The sequence below is a fragment of the Halolactibacillus sp. JCM 19043 genome (assembly GCF_001310395.1).
GTDB lineage: Bacteria > Bacillota > Bacilli > Bacillales > Amphibacillaceae > Halolactibacillus > Halolactibacillus miurensis.
On record NZ_BAXD01000014.1, the window covers coordinates 1 to 16,662 of the forward strand.

The window sequence follows — 16,662 nt, forward strand, 5'->3', positions numbered from 1 at the left end:
ATCAATGTCAACAACTTTTTTAAAATTATTTTGTCGCGTTTGCGTTACTAATTTGGCGACTTGATTAATATAACATCTCAAGGCAAGATGGTCAAGGCTTTTCAATAAAAAAATCTCTTTAAGTGAAATAACCTCACTTCACTTAAACGAGCGATCTATTTATTATTAGCTTTCCTTAACTTTATACCTTACATTTAGTCACGATGACGCATTTGCGGGAAGAGTAAGACGTCACGAATAGACGGGGCATTTGTTAGTAGCATGACCAAACGGTCAATTCCAATACCGAGTCCGCCTGTTGGCGGCATACCGTATTCTAATGCTTCTAAGAAGTCTTCGTCCATTTCATGCGCTTCATCATTACCTGCTTCTTTTTCTTTCACTTGTGCTTCAAAGCGTTCACGCTGATCAATCGGATCATTCAACTCAGAGAAAGCATTCGCATGTTCACGACGCACGATAAAGAGTTCAAAGCGATCGGTAAAACGCCCGTCTTCTTTATTCTTTTTCGCTAGTGGCGAAATTTCTACTGGATGACCGTATACGAAAGTCGGTTGTACTAAATACTCTTCAACCTTTTGTTCAAAGAATTCATTTAAAACATGCCCAAATGTCATACTATCTTTAATCTCTACACCATGTTCTTTCGCAAGCTCACGCGCTTTGTCATCTGTCATTTGTTCAAAGAAGTCCACACCAGTATACTCTTTAACGATTTGAGCCATGTGGACGCGTTTCCAGCCAGGCGCTAAATCAATCGCGTCTTCACCATATTGAACGGTCGTTGAACCGGTCACTTCTTTGGCAATATGCGCGACCATATTTTCAACGAGATTCATGATGTCATGATAATCCGCATATGCTTCATATAATTCAAGCATCGTAAATTCAGGATTGTGTCGGGTAGATACCCCTTCATTTCTAAAGACGCGACCGATTTCATATACTTTTTCTAATCCACCAACAATCAGGCGTTTTAAATGTAATTCAATCGCAATTCGCATATAGAGCGTCATATCAAGTGCATTGTGATGCGTAATAAATGGACGTGCAGCTGCCCCACCGGCAATGCTGTGCATCATTGGTGTTTCTACTTCTAAAAAACCCGTTTGGTTTAAGTAACCACGCATTGATTGAATAATTTTACTCCGCATAATAAACGTTTCTTTACTATCTGGATTAGTAATTAAGTCTAAGTAACGTTGACGGTAGCGTTGTTCAACGTCTTTTAACCCGTGGAATTTTTCTGGTAGCGGACGTAGTGACTTAGTTAATAGAAGAAACTCATCTACTTTAACTGAAAGTTCACCTACATTTGTTTTGAATACCGTCCCACTAACACCGACTATATCTCCAAGGTCACTCGTATTAAATAAGTGATAGTTCTCTTCGCCAATCGCATCTTTACGCACATAGAGTTGAATTTGGTCTGTTTGGTCCTGAATATGAGAAAAACCAGCCTTACCCTTTCCGCGCTTGGTCATAATACGACCCGCAATCGTCACGCGAATACCTTTTTCCTCTAAGGCTTCTTTTGTTTCTTCGCTATAAGCAGCTTTAATGTCACTTGCTGTATGCGTTCGTTCAAATTTATCACCAAAAGGATCAATGCCTTGGTCCATGAGTTGGTTAAGTTTATCTAAACGCACCCGCATATGTTCATTTAATTCTTCTGACATGTTGATCACTCCCATTATATATATTTTCTGATGTTTCACCTTGCCTACTATAGCACATTTTCTCACAATTATCTTAAAAAATCTTGGTTAAATATATTTTTGCCTATATTGAGCCTGCTGCTTTAGTTCTTTCGCAAAACCAAACAACAATGCTGCTAACTCCGCTCTTGTTTCTATTGCATTAATGGCTATTCTTATTCTACCACTAACCGGTAAATCTTTTAAGTATCTAGCGGTATGCTTTCACATCTCCATCATCGCCACACGTTCAGTCTTTAGTTCTGCTAATCTATCAGCATGCAACAGGCAGATTGTCACCATCTCAGCACAGACAAGGCCCTCACCAAACTCTTTCACTTTTAAACGAAAGGCCCAGTTACTGACACCTGCCATCGGCGCTAACACCACACGATTAGGAATCGTCACATCACCAATTTGAAACATATGTCCTCCACTTTCCTTATCAGACCAATCACTTACTAGCACACGCCTTCTTATTTAAATACGCAAATTTCTTAAACTTGTTTATCGTTCAACTGATACAAGCGCACGTCGTTTAGCTCAGCTCTACTTAGCTTCGCCATTGCCTGTTGTACCGTTAGATTTGTCCCAGGAATCTTTATTTCTGTTGCTATATCACTTAACGGCACAAGGACAAACGCTCGCTCAGCCATACGTGGGTGTGGTATGACTAAGTCTTCCGATACAATGTGATCATTGTGATAGAGTAGAATATCAAGATCAATCGTACGCGGCCCCCATCTGATCTCGCGCTTTCGACCAAGTTGTTGTTCAATAGCTTGAATCGCCTGTAGTAAGGCGTGTGCCGACAAAGTCGTTTCAACGGCCACCACCTGATTTAAAAAGGCATCTTGGTCGGTATAACCGACAGGTTCTGTCAGATATAGCCTTGAAGTGTCAACGACATCAATCTCGTCACTATCGTTCAACAACTGCCGTGCTTTCGTTAAGTAATCTACTGTCGGTTCTATATTAGACCCTAACGCAATATAAGCTTTAATCAGACTCACGCCCTCTCGTCATTTCTACTGCCACCGAGTCGTAATGACCTGGAATAGGTGGGTTCGGCTTAATCACTTTGACCGTTAATTGATGAATGAGAGGAAACGCCTGTAACACTTTTTTACTCACCCGTTCAGCAACTGATTCAATCAACTTTAACGGTTCACCTTCAACAACCGCCTTCACTGTTTCATAAACATGACCATAGTGCACCGTTGCCTCTAAGTCATCATTTGTCCCAGCTTCTTTTAAGTCTACCTCTAAGATGAGGTCCACTATAAACGTCTGACCTAATATGTTTTCTTCTTTCATTGCACCGTGATAACCGTAAAAATTTAAACCATTCAAATATACTTTATCCATCTCATCCCTCACCTTTTCCAACAAGTACATCCATCATCTCAATCACACGTTTATTCATCTCAACATTGTGGACCCGAACAATATTAGCCCCATGCATCACACCAAAACATGTGGTCGCGGCTGTTGCTTCATCACGTTCGTCAACCGGACGATGCGTCGCATAATAGATCACTGACTTTCGTGATGTCCCGAGTAATACCGGATAATTTAATGTTTGTAAAAATGCCATCTCTTTTAATACGGCTAAGTTTTCTGGCTTTGTTTTTTGAAAGCCAATGCCTGGATCTAAAATAATCAGCTCATCATCCAAACCACGGCTCTTTGCGATCTCAATACTTTCGATTAAATCACGTTTCACATCCGCAATCAACTCTTTATACTCCGCTTGTTTACGATTATGCATAATAACGACAGGGACGTCGTGTTTTTTACAGACGTCAGCGATACGCGGGTCATGCTTCAACCCCCAAATATCATTCACCATATCAGCTCCAGCTAAAATCGCTGCTTCTGCCGTTTCACTTTTAAACGTATCAATAGAAATATACGTATCTACTACTTGTCTAATCGCTTTAATGACGGGTACCACGCGAGCTATCTCTTCTTCAACCGAGACAGGCGTGCAGCCTGGTCTGGTTGATTCACCGCCAACGTCTATGATGTCGACGCCCTGATCTACCATTTTCTTTGCTTGTTCTACTGCCCGTTCCAGCGAATTGTACTTTCCACCATCAGAGAAAGAATCTGGTGTGACATTAAGAATACCCATGACCCACGTTTTCTTTGATAGATTGATACGCTCTTTACGCAAACGAATATACCGACTCATTATGCTCCCCCTTATATGAAGACACTTAATATCTCTTGATAAATATGTCTTTCATTTTATCATGAATCCAGCTATTTTACAGAGTCTATGCGTGAAAAGCACAAAAAAACACTTACCCCCAAAGAGGGTAAGTGTTAGTTTATTCTATTCTTCGTCGATTGATAGAGCGGTGTTGAAAGATAACGTTCACCATTACTTGGAATAATCGCCAACACTTTCTTTCCTTTCCCTAACTTCTTCGCAATTTCTTTTGCGGCATAAAGAGCGGCACCAGATGATACACCACCGAGTAACCCTTCTAAGCGAGCGGCTTCACGCGCTGTTTCATACGCTTGATCATTCGTTACCGTAAAGATTTTATTGTACACTTCGGTATTGAGGGTGCCTGGGATAAAACCAGCACCAATTCCTTGAATTTTATGTGGGCCTGGTTCGCGTCCGGATAGGACCGCAGAACCTTCGGGTTCTACCGCATAAATATCAATATCAGGGTAGTGTTCTTTCAATACACTACCGGCACCCGAAATTGTACCACCCGTACCGATTCCACTCACAAATGCATCTAATTGGTCACCCATGGCTTCCACAATTTCCGGACCTGTTGTTAACTTGTGAACTGTTGGGTTGGCCATATTTTCAAATTGTTGTGGCATAAAATAACCATGCGCTGCTTTTAATTCCTCAGCTTTTTGAATAGCTCCCTTCATCTTTTGAGCCAGGGGTTAATACAAGCTGAGCGCCATACGCACGCAAAAGGTTGCGTCGCTCAAGACTCATCGTATCCGGCATCACTAAGACCGCCTTATAACCTTTAGCTGCAGCGACCATCGCAATACCAATACCTGTGTTACCACTAGTCGGTTCAACGATCGTATCACCTGGTTTAAGGGCACCATCTTTTTCAGCTTGTTCGATCATCGCATTGGCAATGCGATCTTTCACAGAGCTACCAGGGTTCATGTATTCTAACTTTGCATAAACCTCCGCATCTTCCGGTCCCGTTAAACGATTAAGCTTAACAATAGGGGTACGGCCAATTAAATCAGTCATCGATTGAGCAATTGTCATATGAAACGCCTCCTAATTCCGAGTATTCTTATTTGAATTAAATACATTATACACAATAACGTGATACGTTGTCAATAAATCCACTCAACATTTCGCTCTTCCCAAAGCGTTTGCTCATCAGGTAAGTAAGCGAGTTGTTCAATCGCAAGTTCTGTTCTAATATAGTCACGAACATCCGCTAGCGGTAAGGTGATTGCCGGTAGGTCACGTCCTAAATAAACGATTGAATATCCTGAACCATTTTGAAACGGCTCACTGTAGCTATATGCATCTAATGCATCGACACGCGATTTATAATCTTCGGTTAAAAAGGTTGAGTCATATGAGTAAAAACCTAAGTAACCGCCTGTTTCAAGCATCTCCTCTGTCGTCGCATACTCACGCGCTAACGCATGAAAGTCTGCTCCGTCTTCGAGCGCTTGATAAATCGCGTCCGCCGTCGCTTGACTGTCTACTTCTATTTCCGATAACTCAATCCAGCGACTAAACTCAAAATCCCCTTGATGTTGTTGATAATACGCGTCAATATCAGCATCTGACACTGACACATCACGCGTTAGCAAGCGCTCCATCAATAACCGAGAATGGATATTGTCTCGCCACAAAGCTTCTCTTTGTTCGACTTGACTTTCTGGTAGCTGTCCATAAAGGGTATGCATCCGCATCACTTCTAAGTCAATAATTTTCTCATTAATAGAGATATTTTCTTCCGCACTTATTTTTCCAGTCACTTCATCGGTAATAAGTGCTTCTAACGCTTCTTTGCCGAAATGTGTTTCTAAATACGTCATCCATTCTTCAAACTCAATCGGCTCACCATCAATTTCAGCTACCGGTTCATTACGATCAACCGTTTCACTTTCAGGGTACGCCGATTCAATTGCTGGTTCACGTGTTAACAAATATGTAGCGCCATTTGTCACAAGAACAATGGCTAAGAAGATGAGTAGTTTTTTCATCAGTTTGTTGTTTCGCTCCTTTATTATTCGAGTGAATCCGCTTGTTTGAGTTCAGCTAGTTCCGCTTTTGTCAGATGGTAGTGTTCATTACAGAAGTGACAAGTCGCTTCTGCGCCACCATCTTCTTCAATCATTTGATCGATTTCTTCATCGCCAAGACCACGGATCGCATCTTTAATACGTTCAAGTGAGCATGAACAATGGAAGCGTACCGATGAGGTTTCTAGCACCTGAACATGACCTTCACCAAAAATCTTTACAAGCATATCTTCAGGTGATAGACCTTGTTCAATCATCGCACTAATAGCCGGCATTTGACTTAAATTCTGTTCAATTTGATCAATCATCTCATCAGTGGCACCCGGCATAACTTGAATAATAAACCCGCCCGCCGCTAGGATGGTATGATCAGGGTTGACTAATACACCCGCACCAACAGCTGAAGGCACTTGTTCTGATGTCGCAAAGTAATAAGTGAAGTCCTCACTCACTTCACCTGAAACGATGGGAACTTGTCCTGTAAAGTGTTCTTTTAACCCTAAATCTTTCACAATACTTAACGAACCTTCTGTCCCAACAGCGCGTCTCACATCTAACTTTCCTTGATCATTAAGATCAAAATCGACGTGCGGGTTAGTAATGTAGCCTCTAACCTCACCCTTCGCATTTGCATCTGCAACTATCGGACCGACAGGGCCGTTGGCTTCCATTTTCGCGGTTAATTTATCTTCCCCTTTTAACATCGCACCCATCATCGCACTGATCGTCATCGTGCGGCCAAGGGCGGCTGAAGCTGTCGCCCATGTATCATGACGGCGACGCGCCTCCTCTACTAATTCTGTTGATTTAATCGCATAGGCACGCACGGCACCTTCATACGCTAACGCTTTGACTATATAATCTGACATCTTTTTTCTCCTTTACTGTTTAGAAAGACTATTTTTATTGTTGTTTCACCTTATCATAAATCGACTGAAGTCCTTTTAAGGTGAGCATAGGATCGACGACGTCAATCGTCCGTGATTCATCGGCAATAAGGTGGGATAAACCACCTGTCGCAATGACCTTCGCCTCGCTATGACCTTCTTCTTTAAATCGCGTGACCATCGCATCGACTTGACCGACGTAACCGAAGTAAAGACCTGATTGCATCGCTTCAACTGTCGACTGACCAATTGTATTTTTCGGATGATTGATTTCAACCTTTGGTAATTTGGCTGCTTTTTCATAAAGGGCTTCAAGCGATAACCTAATGCCAGGCAAAATGGCACCACCAACATAAGACGCCTCTTCATCAATATAACAAAAAGTTGTTGCTGTACCAAAATCAATGATAATGAGTGGCGCGCCGTAAGCCTCAATAGCACCTACCGCATTCACGATGCGGTCCGCTCCAATTTCTTTTGGGTTAGGATACCGCATATTCAAATACGATTCAATTGGATAGTCACCAACAACAATCGCTTCTTTTTTAAAGTATGTTGCCACCATTTTTTCTAATGCATACATAATCGGCGGCACAACAGATGAAATAATCACATCTTCGACAAGATGAAAGGTTAGACCATGATAACGGAATAAATGATCGATCATCATCCCAAATTCATCTTCCGTTTTATGGCGATCCGTTTTTATCCGCCACTGGTTTGTGATTTTTTCACCATCTAATAGACCAATTACCGTATTGGTATTGCCAACATCAATCACTAATAACATATGTGTCACCATCTCTTCTTTACAAGAATATCATCCGTCACTATTTTAATGGTTTTTAACGATGGAAACAATTAAAAACCTTTGTCGTGAACCGAATGAAGACAAAAGACCAGTCGGAAAGCACGAATCCGCTAACCACACTGGTCTATCAAACAATTATTTATCTGTTTCGTCTTCTCTTAATTCATCAATCGATGTTGGCTTATCCTCATCTGTTGTGTCAGATTCAGGTGCCGCATCTGTTTGTGTTACCTGAGCATCATCTGTTGTTTCTGCCACAACGTCTGCTTCTACATCAATTGGCTCATCATCAGATTCAGGTAATTCACCCGTCTCATAAAGCGCCTTAATTTGACGCGCATCTAGCGTTTCAACTTCTAATAAGGTTTGAGCGACAAGCTCTAACTTATCACGGTTCTCAGTCAGAATTTCTTTCGCTTTAGCGTAACAAGTGTTAATCACACTTTGCATTTCTTGGTCAATTAAATAAGCAATTTGGTCACTGTAGTTCGCTTCATTTTGCATGTCGCGACCTAAGAAGACTTGGCCACTGCCACCACTGAATTGAATAGGGCCAATTTTATCACTCATACCATATTCAGCCACCATCTTACGGGCAATACTTGTCGCACGTTGGAAGTCATTATGAGCGCCTGTTGACGCTTCACCAAAGATTACTTCTTCTGCGACACGTCCACCAAGAAGGCCTGTGATTTTATCCATTAATTCTGGTTTTGTCATAAAGTAGCGGTCTTCACGCGGTAACATCACCGCATAACCACCCGCTTGTCCACGTGGGACAATGGTCACTTTGTGTACCATGTCTGCCTCATCAAGAACCATACCAATAATCGTATGACCACTTTCGTGATACGCGACTATGTTACGTTCTTTCTCAGAAATAACCCGGCTCTTCTTCGCCGGCCCTGCGATGACACGGTCAATCGCTTCATCAACGTCGACCATTTCAATCTTCTTCTTATCTGTACGCGCGGCGACAAGCGCAGCTTCATTCAGTAAGTTTTCTAAATCAGCACCAGAGAAACCTGGGGTACGCATCGCAATCGTTTTTAAATCAACATTTTCATCTAAAGGCTTATTACGTGCGTGGACTTTAAGTACGGCTTCACGACCTTTTAAGTCTGGACGATCGACCGTGATTTGACGGTCAAAACGACCTGGACGAAGTAAGGCAGGGTCTAAAATATCCGGACGGTTTGTTGCCGCCATAATAATGATCCCTTCGTTGTCACCAAAACCATCCATCTCTACGAGTAACTGGTTTAATGTTTGTTCACGTTCATCATGACCGCCACCAACACCAGCACCACGTTGACGACCAACTGCATCGATCTCATCGATAAAGATGATACATGGGGCGTTTTTCTTAGCATTTTCAAATAAGTCACGAACACGCGATGCCCCGACACCAACGAACATTTCGACGAAGTCTGAACCACTGATAGAGAAGAACGGTACGCCCGCTTCCCCTGCAACCGCACGTGCAAGTAATGTCTTACCTGTACCTGGAGGTCCTACTAACAGGACACCTTTAGGAATTTTCGCCCCGATTGCCGTAAATTTACGCGGGTCTTTTAAGAAGTCAACGACTTCGATTAATTCTTGCTTTTCTTCATCCGCTCCAGCAACGTCTGTGAAGCGTACTTTTTTCTTTTCTTCTGAATACATCTTCGCTTTTGATTTACCGAAGTTCATCACACGGTTACCACCGCCTTGTGATTGGTTCATCAAGAAGAAGAAAATGACAATCACAATGATAAACGGTGCAAGGGCTGTTAAGAAGCTAAGAAGCGCACTTGGCTGTTCTTCTTCTTTCACCTCGAGAATCCCTTGGTTTGCTCCTTGAGCATAAACCGATGTCACAATCTCTGATTGTTCTGGAACATTTGTAATGAAGGCTTGTTCTTCTTCACCTTTTAATACCCCAGTAATACGCATGATTCCGTTAGACGGTCGCATATCCATTTCTTTTACTTCTTCATTATTGAGCACCTCGATAAACTCATCGGCGCGCATCTCTTTGGTTTCATTTGTATTTCCTGTAATCAATGACATCAGTGACATTAACACTAAGAAAATAACAGCATAAAACACTAAATTACGTGTTAATCGATTCATTTCTTTCCTCCTCCCAAACGAGAAAAACTATAGTACATCGTATCACACCAAATTCCACTCCTGCAACTGAAGTGAATCGCTTACTGTGATTTCCTCTACTGCGTTTTTCGTTTGTTTAATGTCTCGTATTATTCTGCTTGGTCTCCACCATAAATATGTGGTTTTAATACACCGATATATGGGAGGTTACGATATTTCTCTTGGTAATCAAGACCATACCCAACAACAAACTCATTAGGCACTTTAAAACCAACAACGTCAGCTGTAATGTTCGCGGTACGTCCTTCTGGTTTATCTAACAACGTCACAATTTTAATTGATTTTGCTTTACGATATTTGAAAAGGTCAACAAGGTAGCTCAGTGTAAGACCACTATCAATGATATCTTCAATAATTAAAATATCACGCCCTTCAACTTTCGTGTTTAAGTCTTTCTCAATCTTCACTTCACCTGATGACTTCATGCTCCCGCCATAACTTGAAACATCCATAAAGTCCATTTCTAAATAAGTATCCATGTGACGTAAAATATCTGACATAAACGGTAAGGCACCTTTTAATACGCCAACCGCTAATGGGAAACGATCGCGGTACTCCTCACTCAACGCCTTCCCTAATTCTTCGCACTTTTGGTCAATCTCTTCTTTCGTCACTAATATTTTCTCGATGTCGTTATGCATCATAATCCTCCTACATATTTTAAAATGATTTTTTTTGATACGTTAATTTCACATACTGTTTTGCTTCCACATGTGTTTGTATGAACGGTTTGGTCAATCCCAACACCCAGACCACGTGATCATGTTGATCAACTAACAAGGGCCAGTCCTCACGATGATCTTGAGGGATTTTGTGATCAATAAAGATACGACTCACCTTTTTGTGGCCGTCAAGCTCCGGCAAATAAATCTTGTCTCCAGCTTTACGGGTACGTATTTTATACATACCTTTATCGTATAATTCATACGGTAAGTAGAGACAATCTTTTGTCGCGTCTTTCTTCTCGCTAACGATTGCCTTCGTAAATGGCCCGTGTTGCTGATGAGAGATAGACGCTTTGTCATTGACCATTGTTTCACAAGCCTGCTGGTCTTTAAAGCGAAACATCAACCGGTGATAAACTTGTCTCATCACAAGTCCATCTGGTAAGTCAACCGAACGATGTCCGTCCGTATGTTGAAGTAAGCTAAAAAAAGCCGTTTCATGTTTATAGCTTAAACGAGATGGAAGTGTATCATACAGATAGTTTAATATTAGATGAAACAGGCGTCTTTGTAAAGCACGAGCCTCTTTTTTTACAACGGAAATATCAATTGAAATCTCCCGATTCACGCTCTGTTTTTCCGCATATTGGTCAAATCGCTTCTGTGCTTCTTTCGTTAAATAATCGTCATCCTCTTTTAGATGCGACATCAATACGCTCGTCGTCTTTAGTAGCTCAGGATTAAATTGTTTCAGTAGAGGAATAATGTGGTGCCTAATGGCATTACGCCGGTAGTGATCATCCGCATTAGACGGGTCTTCTCGATAAGGTACTTGTTGTTTGTCTAAGTATTGATAAATATCTTCTTTAGCTACGTGGAGGAATGGTCGGATTAATCGCTTATCACCGAAGGCTCTGACTTCTGGCATCCCTGTTAATTTACGCGGATCGGTTGATTTAATGAGTTGCATAACGAGGGATTCCACTTGATCATCTGCATGGTGAGCAAGTACGAGTGTTTCGCAGTCGTGTACCTTCATTACGTCTTGAAACACTTTGTAGCGCATTTCTCTGGCTGCCACTTGCGTCCCAACCTGATGTTGCTTTTTGTAACCTATCACATCGACTGTCTGACCAATCACGGGAATAGCTCTTGCCTCACAATACTGTTCAACAAACAACCGGTCAGCTTCAGATTCTTTTCCTCTAAGCCCGTGATCAACCGTCACGACCATAAACGAGAATGTAAACGTTGCTTTTAAACGACTAAACACGTCTAGCATCGCCATTGAATCAGCCCACCGCTGACAGCAAGTAGTAGTTTCTCGCGTTCTTTAATGAGCTGGTTAGTTACAATATGTTCTTTTACCTTTGTATACATACACATGACCTTCTTTATATACATAATCGTTTCATTCACTCATGAAACGTGCTCGATTAAATCGAGATCTTTATTGTTCTTTCCATTATACAAAAAACACCACCGCTGTGCGCTTTTTGACGTCACTTAAAAGTTAACCACACAGAAGAGGCGTATCTTCTATATGATAACGAATAATAGGCAACTTAAGCAACTACCAACCGAAAAGAGTGTCATCACTTTAAAAGAGAATACCCCGTACATAACAAAGCGTTATGTACGGGGTGTTAACCGTAAGAGTATTGTTCGATGGCTTGATAAGGAATCGTTTGCCACTTGCTTTCAAAACGATCGAGACGTGCGACGATGACCGTCATATCATCTGCAATCGTCTGATCATGGTCAATAATCGCTCCATCCAGCAAGAGGTCCGCTATTGCTTGCGGGTCAGTCGTTCTTAGATTTTGAATAAGCGCATGTACATGGTCTTCGCGTTTTTCAATAATGCCGTCGCTCATCATTATCAAGAGATCACCCTCATTTAAACTGACATCAATCTTATCCACTTCAACATCTTGGATAATCCCAATTGGTAAGTTTGATGAGGTCAACGTATCAACTGACTGTTTTCGCTTCACAAAGCTTGTCGCTGCCCCAACTTTTACGCACTGTAATTTACCTGATTGTAAATCAATCATCGCTAAATCGAGCGTCGCATACATATCAAAATCTTGTCTTAACGACAACAATTGATTGATCGATTGGATCGCAATGACTTCATCCATACCAGATTGAAGTATTTTGTTCAGTAACTCTAATGTTCGCATACTTTCTTTTTGTGCTTTACGACCATTTCCCATCCCATCACTAATGGCGAGAACATACTTACCTTGAGACACGTCCATCATTTGATAACTGTCTCCCGAAATAAAACCTCCTCCTTTTGCAGCATGGCTCACTCCGAGAGTGAGCGTATAGTTTCTAGCCGATTTAAAGTTAAAAAATTGTTGATGGTGCGGCAAGGTATTAATCGTTTCATCGTGTACAATGACGACTTCAGCTAAAATATCAGATAGTAGTGGGGCAATTAATTTAGCCGCTTCATCAAAATAACGCTTTTGAATAATCGTGAGTTCGATATCAATATTACCGGTCTCAAGTGAGTAAATAGATAAGTTTTCTACTTTAATCCCGAGTTGCTTAATGGCTTTTAGTATATCCTGTTCTTGCTTTTCATAGTGACACCCTTCTTTCATCACTTCCTCGGCGAAGTTACCCATCACTTGAGAGACCCCCTTTAATTGATCTTTCACTAACAGATGTGCTTGACGTTGGTGCATGGTGACATCATGTTTTAATCGTTGATAGAGCTGTGCTTCTTTCATTTCCGAGATTACTTTTCGTTTTTTAATACATAACGGTAATGATGCCTCAATATGAGTAAGACTCATCCCATCATCTAGCGCTTCGGTCACAGTCATCAGTTCATCAATCGTTTGTGCTTTACGGTCACCGAAGCACCAGTCATACTTTAAACAGCTCTGACACGTGCTGTGCATCACTTTAAGACACACATCATCAAGTGGCGGAGATGTGGTTGCTTCAATTGATTCTGATAGACTGTTAAAAATATCAGCAAACTGTGACATTTGTGCGGACGTGACTTTTCTTAAATCTTTTAAATAGCGCTGTTGAAAATGAATTGCTTCGTCTGTTGTCGGTAATAATAACGCAAGGCTTTTCAGCTGTTTCTTCGGTATTAAGAGTAACAACACCCCACTCATCACTGTATGTACGACAGAAGAAAGAAGCGCCACTTCCATAAAATACAAACTATAAAGTAACGTCGTAAGAGTGCCCAACCCTACAGAATAGATTCTCGGTTTTCCTTTTAGTACCCCACTGATGATTCCAAGGGTCGCAAGTAAAATAATTTCCGATGAGTAAACCGGTGATAAAAAACTAAATAGCACCCCGGTCACCACACCGAAAGTCGCCCCAACTAACATACCTCCGCTGTAACCTAATACAAAGACGATGAATCGCCCGGATAACACGGCCGGATGAAACATCGACCAACTATACGCATCGAGACCTGAAAAGAGACCAAACATTAACACGAGTAAACTAAATATTTGTTCATGGGTAAGCTTCGTCTTCACCGTGAGGGTCATATGTTGCCACTCTCGAAATAGACGCCAAAAAGCACCTGTTAAAATCGCATCCATACTTGCAAGGGCTATGGTTAAAATCGATAGTGGCTGGATAAAGACTTCAATCATCAGATGACTGATGAGTTGAATACCACCTAAAACAAACGGGATCACGGCTCGTCGTTCAAACAATCCAAATCTTTCACAAAGGATGAATAAAACGAGACGCACCATCATAAGATAAAACATGGAGTCGCCTGCTGTATAGCTACTTAACAGACTCACAATCAGCAACACCCGACCATGCCTCTGATCGCGCGCGTAAACATATAAATAATACGGCAAGAAAAAGGGGCTTAAAACGTCAAAGATGAGGCTCTGGACAGGATGATGACCAACAATAAATCAATGAGAGCCGTTTTTGTCAGTCGACTCGTCGACCGATGACGATGAATCTTTGTCTGTTTATGATTATAAGCTTCTAATAATGGCACATGATTCGCTCCTCTTATACTTAATCTCTTTCGATTAAACCATATAAAAGAAGCAGAACTTGTCAAAATGAGTAGGTGCGACGACTAAACTTTCCGAGTGATTCTTCGATACTTAAACAAAACAAGACAAACATTTTCACAAATAACCTTGACACTTATCTCAGTCTGTTGTATTATATCACTTGTGACTTTCTTATGGCGGTGTAGCTCAGCTGGCTAGAGCGTACGGTTCATACCCGTGAGGTCGTGGGTTCGACTCCCTCCGCCGCTACCATATGACCATTAACTTTTTTACATAATACACCCGCATGTCCTAGGACATGCGGGTGTTGTTTTATGTTGAATCATTTTTACCTTAGTCTGATCCGTTCATTTCGTCATCATGAATCTTTTAAGCGCTTGATGACTTCTGTTAAGTTGTTAAACGTCTCATCTAATACGTCATATTCGACTCCTTTTTCTTCTAACATACTGAGTTTAGCCAAAACTTCTTGTCGTCTCGTCTCAAGTGTCAGTAAGTCCGTATCGCGTTGTTCTGATTGTACATAACTTCGCTTTTTATCGATTTGTTGATCATGAAAGACCAGCTGTGTATCGGTCACTTTCCGAATGAAATACCGATCATGTGAGACGATGATGAGTGTACCCTGATAGTTCATTAACGTTTTTTCTAACTGTTCCCTTGAAGCAAGATCCAAGTGATTGGTCGGTTCATCAAGTATTAAGACATCTTTACCTTCTATTATAAACGCCATTAACTTTAACTTCACCCGTTCACCCATACTCATATCTTCTATTGCTCTCGCCACTGTTCACGTGAAAAACCTAATTGAGCAAGTGCCTGTTGGACCCTTGCCCGCGCATCAAAGGTTTGCGGTGCAAACATTTCTTCCGGTGTCGCGTCAAGCGGAAGATCAAAGACCGTCTGCGTTAAGTAACCAACCTTTGCGGACCGAGATACCCACACATCGCCCGTTGCCACTTTCTTACCCATTAATACCTCTATTAACGTTGTTTTACCGCATCCATTCGGTCCAATTAAAGCGATTCTTTCCCCATGTTGGATAGTAACATGTACATCTTGGAATAATAGGCGCCCTTTAATCCTCACACTTAAATCTTTCACTTCTATATACCGACGCCCAACGGACTGATGCGTCGAAAGCTGGAAAAATACAGCTGGTTCTTTCTCAACCGGGACAATGGGTGAGGCTTCTAATGACCGCTGTAACCGCTTTTGTTTTGACTTTACCATCTGATCCATCCGCTTTGCCTTTTTACGATAATGTTCTTTATAACCCTCTTGTTTTGTCGACTGTCGATGGGCCTTGTCAGACCATGAAGTCAAGGCTTTCATTTGTCTTCTTACATCCTCGACTTGTTTTTGTTGCTTCTTCATCTGACGCTCTTCTGTGACTTGCTTTTGTTTTCGTTGTTCCACAAAGTCTGAGTAATTGCCTGGATACGCGTGAATCGTTCCGCTTTCTAATGACCATATTTTCGTTGCCACTTGGTCGAGTACATAGCGGTCATGCGAGACAATCACGACAGCGCCGGTTGTTTGATGAATGCTGTCAATCAATTGATGCATACCTGTTTCGTCCAAGTGATTAGTTGGTTCATCCAACAGTAGTACGTCCACTAACTGACTAAAAGCATCCACTAGACGATACTTCAATTGTTCTCCACCACTCAAATGTTCGTATAGCGCCTTAGGAACTTTCCACTCACTCAAGAGGCGGTGTCTTTCTCCGCTCTCATTGTCTGGTTGATAGGCTTTCATCTCTTGTATGAAGTGATGTGTCGCGAGTGATTGTCTTTGTTTTACTTGACCTTCTTCCGGCTCGATTTTTCCGTGCAATAGCTGAAGTAAGGTTGACTTCCCGCACCATTTGGTCCGACAATACCAATCACATCGCCGTCATAAATGGTCACATTCACCTCTGACAATAGCGTTCTACCCGCTAAGTGATAGGTGACATTTGTTAATTGTATCAATGCTTCCATAATACTCATCCCTTTCATAGCTCGGGGGATGTTTCACTTATAAAAACGCAAAAAACCCTCCCAGTCGTCTGGAAGGATTAACCGTACCAAAAAGAAGCGTGGGACTCATTTATCGATTGATAAACGTCTCCTACACGTAAAAATGGGCAGACTAATCCTTCGTGTATCT

General features: G+C 41.6%; 12 protein-coding genes, 1 tRNA gene and 3 pseudogenes. 1 reads left to right on the plus strand and 15 read right to left on the minus strand.

Annotated features, from left to right (window positions below):
- Window positions 1-194: 194 nt before the first annotated feature.
- The 14 genes and pseudogenes from lysS to JCM19043_RS16415 all read right to left on the minus strand — a co-directional run bounded on the left by lysS (window position 195) and on the right by JCM19043_RS16415 (window position 14,486).
- Window positions 195-1,679 (minus strand): lysine--tRNA ligase, encoded by a 1,485-nt coding sequence (lysS, locus tag JCM19043_RS08210; RefSeq protein ID WP_062321602.1) that lies wholly within the window; start codon window positions 1,677-1,679, stop codon window positions 195-197.
- Window positions 1,680-1,991: 312 nt separating this feature from the next.
- Window positions 1,992-2,123: pseudogene (locus tag JCM19043_RS18385) on the minus strand (tRNA-dihydrouridine synthase); the annotation flags it as partial.
- A gap of 71 nt (window positions 2,124-2,194) precedes the next feature.
- Window positions 2,195-2,704 (minus strand): 2-amino-4-hydroxy-6-hydroxymethyldihydropteridine diphosphokinase, encoded by a 510-nt coding sequence (folK, locus tag JCM19043_RS08220; protein WP_062321702.1) that lies wholly within the window; start codon window positions 2,702-2,704, stop codon window positions 2,195-2,197.
- Entirely contained in the window at window positions 2,697-3,065 is a 369-nt protein-coding gene (folB, locus tag JCM19043_RS08225; RefSeq protein WP_062321607.1) for a dihydroneopterin aldolase, read from the minus strand. The genes folK and folB overlap by 8 nt, the downstream gene beginning before the upstream one ends.
- A 1-nt stretch (window position 3,066) precedes the next feature.
- Window positions 3,067-3,894: a dihydropteroate synthase gene (gene folP / locus JCM19043_RS08230; protein ID WP_062321609.1), complete on the minus strand. Its 828-nt coding sequence runs from the start codon at window positions 3,892-3,894 to the stop codon at window positions 3,067-3,069.
- A 134-nt stretch (window positions 3,895-4,028) separates the two neighbouring features.
- Window positions 4,029-4,962 (minus strand): annotated as a pseudogene (gene cysK, locus JCM19043_RS08235) (cysteine synthase A).
- Between the two features lie 71 nt (window positions 4,963-5,033).
- Window positions 5,034-5,921 (minus strand): peptidyl-prolyl cis-trans isomerase, encoded by an 888-nt coding sequence (locus JCM19043_RS08240; protein WP_062321611.1) that lies wholly within the window; start codon window positions 5,919-5,921, stop codon window positions 5,034-5,036.
- Window positions 5,922-5,944: 23 nt separating this feature from the next.
- Window positions 5,945-6,829, minus strand: a complete 885-nt coding sequence (hslO, locus tag JCM19043_RS08245) for an Hsp33 family molecular chaperone HslO (RefSeq protein WP_062321613.1) — start codon at window positions 6,827-6,829, stop codon at window positions 5,945-5,947.
- Between the two features lie 34 nt (window positions 6,830-6,863).
- Window positions 6,864-7,637: a type III pantothenate kinase gene (locus JCM19043_RS08250; protein WP_062321615.1), complete on the minus strand. Its 774-nt coding sequence runs from the start codon at window positions 7,635-7,637 to the stop codon at window positions 6,864-6,866.
- Between the two features lie 156 nt (window positions 7,638-7,793).
- Complete coding sequence (ftsH, locus tag JCM19043_RS08255) at window positions 7,794-9,776, minus strand: ATP-dependent zinc metalloprotease FtsH (RefSeq protein ID WP_062321617.1); 1,983 nt, start codon at window positions 9,774-9,776, stop codon at window positions 7,794-7,796.
- Between the two features lie 128 nt (window positions 9,777-9,904).
- Window positions 9,905-10,456: a hypoxanthine phosphoribosyltransferase gene (gene hpt / locus JCM19043_RS08260; protein WP_062321619.1), complete on the minus strand. Its 552-nt coding sequence runs from the start codon at window positions 10,454-10,456 to the stop codon at window positions 9,905-9,907.
- Between the two features lie 19 nt (window positions 10,457-10,475).
- Window positions 10,476-11,768 (minus strand): tRNA lysidine(34) synthetase TilS, encoded by a 1,293-nt coding sequence (tilS, locus tag JCM19043_RS08265; protein ID WP_062321622.1) that lies wholly within the window; start codon window positions 11,766-11,768, stop codon window positions 10,476-10,478.
- Between the two features lie 358 nt (window positions 11,769-12,126).
- Complete coding sequence (locus JCM19043_RS08270; RefSeq protein ID WP_197274788.1) at window positions 12,127-14,337, minus strand: SpoIIE family protein phosphatase; 2,211 nt, start codon at window positions 14,335-14,337, stop codon at window positions 12,127-12,129.
- Between the two features lie 11 nt (window positions 14,338-14,348).
- The gene (locus JCM19043_RS16415; protein ID WP_156321372.1) at window positions 14,349-14,486 is read right to left on the minus strand and encodes a hypothetical protein; all 138 of its coding nucleotides are present in this window, start codon (window positions 14,484-14,486) and stop codon (window positions 14,349-14,351) included.
- A 197-nt stretch (window positions 14,487-14,683) separates the two neighbouring features.
- Here JCM19043_RS16415 and JCM19043_RS08275 point away from each other — a divergent pair.
- Window positions 14,684-14,760: transfer RNA gene (locus JCM19043_RS08275), tRNA-Met, on the plus strand.
- Window positions 14,761-14,866: 106 nt separating this feature from the next.
- Here JCM19043_RS08275 and abc-f read toward each other — a convergent pair.
- A pseudogene (gene abc-f / locus JCM19043_RS08280) lies at window positions 14,867-16,511 on the minus strand (ribosomal protection-like ABC-F family protein).
- Window positions 16,512-16,662: the final 151 nt, after the last annotated feature.

Coding starts and splice junctions, on each gene's coding strand:
- folB (WP_062321607.1), bottom strand. CDS start 3,065: ATGGATAAAGTATATTTGAATGGTTTAAATTTTTACGGTTATCACGGT.
- tilS (WP_062321622.1), bottom strand. CDS start 11,768: ATGGCGATGCTAGACGTGTTTAGTCGTTTAAAAGCAACGTTTACATTC.
- hslO (WP_062321613.1), bottom strand. CDS start 6,829: ATGTCAGATTATATAGTCAAAGCGTTAGCGTATGAAGGTGCCGTGCGT.
- hpt (WP_062321619.1), bottom strand. CDS start 10,456: ATGCATAACGACATCGAGAAAATATTAGTGACGAAAGAAGAGATTGAC.
- JCM19043_RS08250 (WP_062321615.1), bottom strand. CDS start 7,637: ATGTTATTAGTGATTGATGTTGGCAATACCAATACGGTAATTGGTCTA.
- lysS (WP_062321602.1), bottom strand. CDS start 1,679: ATGTCAGAAGAATTAAATGAACATATGCGGGTGCGTTTAGATAAACTT.
- JCM19043_RS08240 (WP_062321611.1), bottom strand. CDS start 5,921: ATGAAAAAACTACTCATCTTCTTAGCCATTGTTCTTGTGACAAATGGC.
- folP (WP_062321609.1), bottom strand. CDS start 3,894: ATGAGTCGGTATATTCGTTTGCGTAAAGAGCGTATCAATCTATCAAAG.
- ftsH (WP_062321617.1), bottom strand. CDS start 9,776: ATGAATCGATTAACACGTAATTTAGTGTTTTATGCTGTTATTTTCTTA.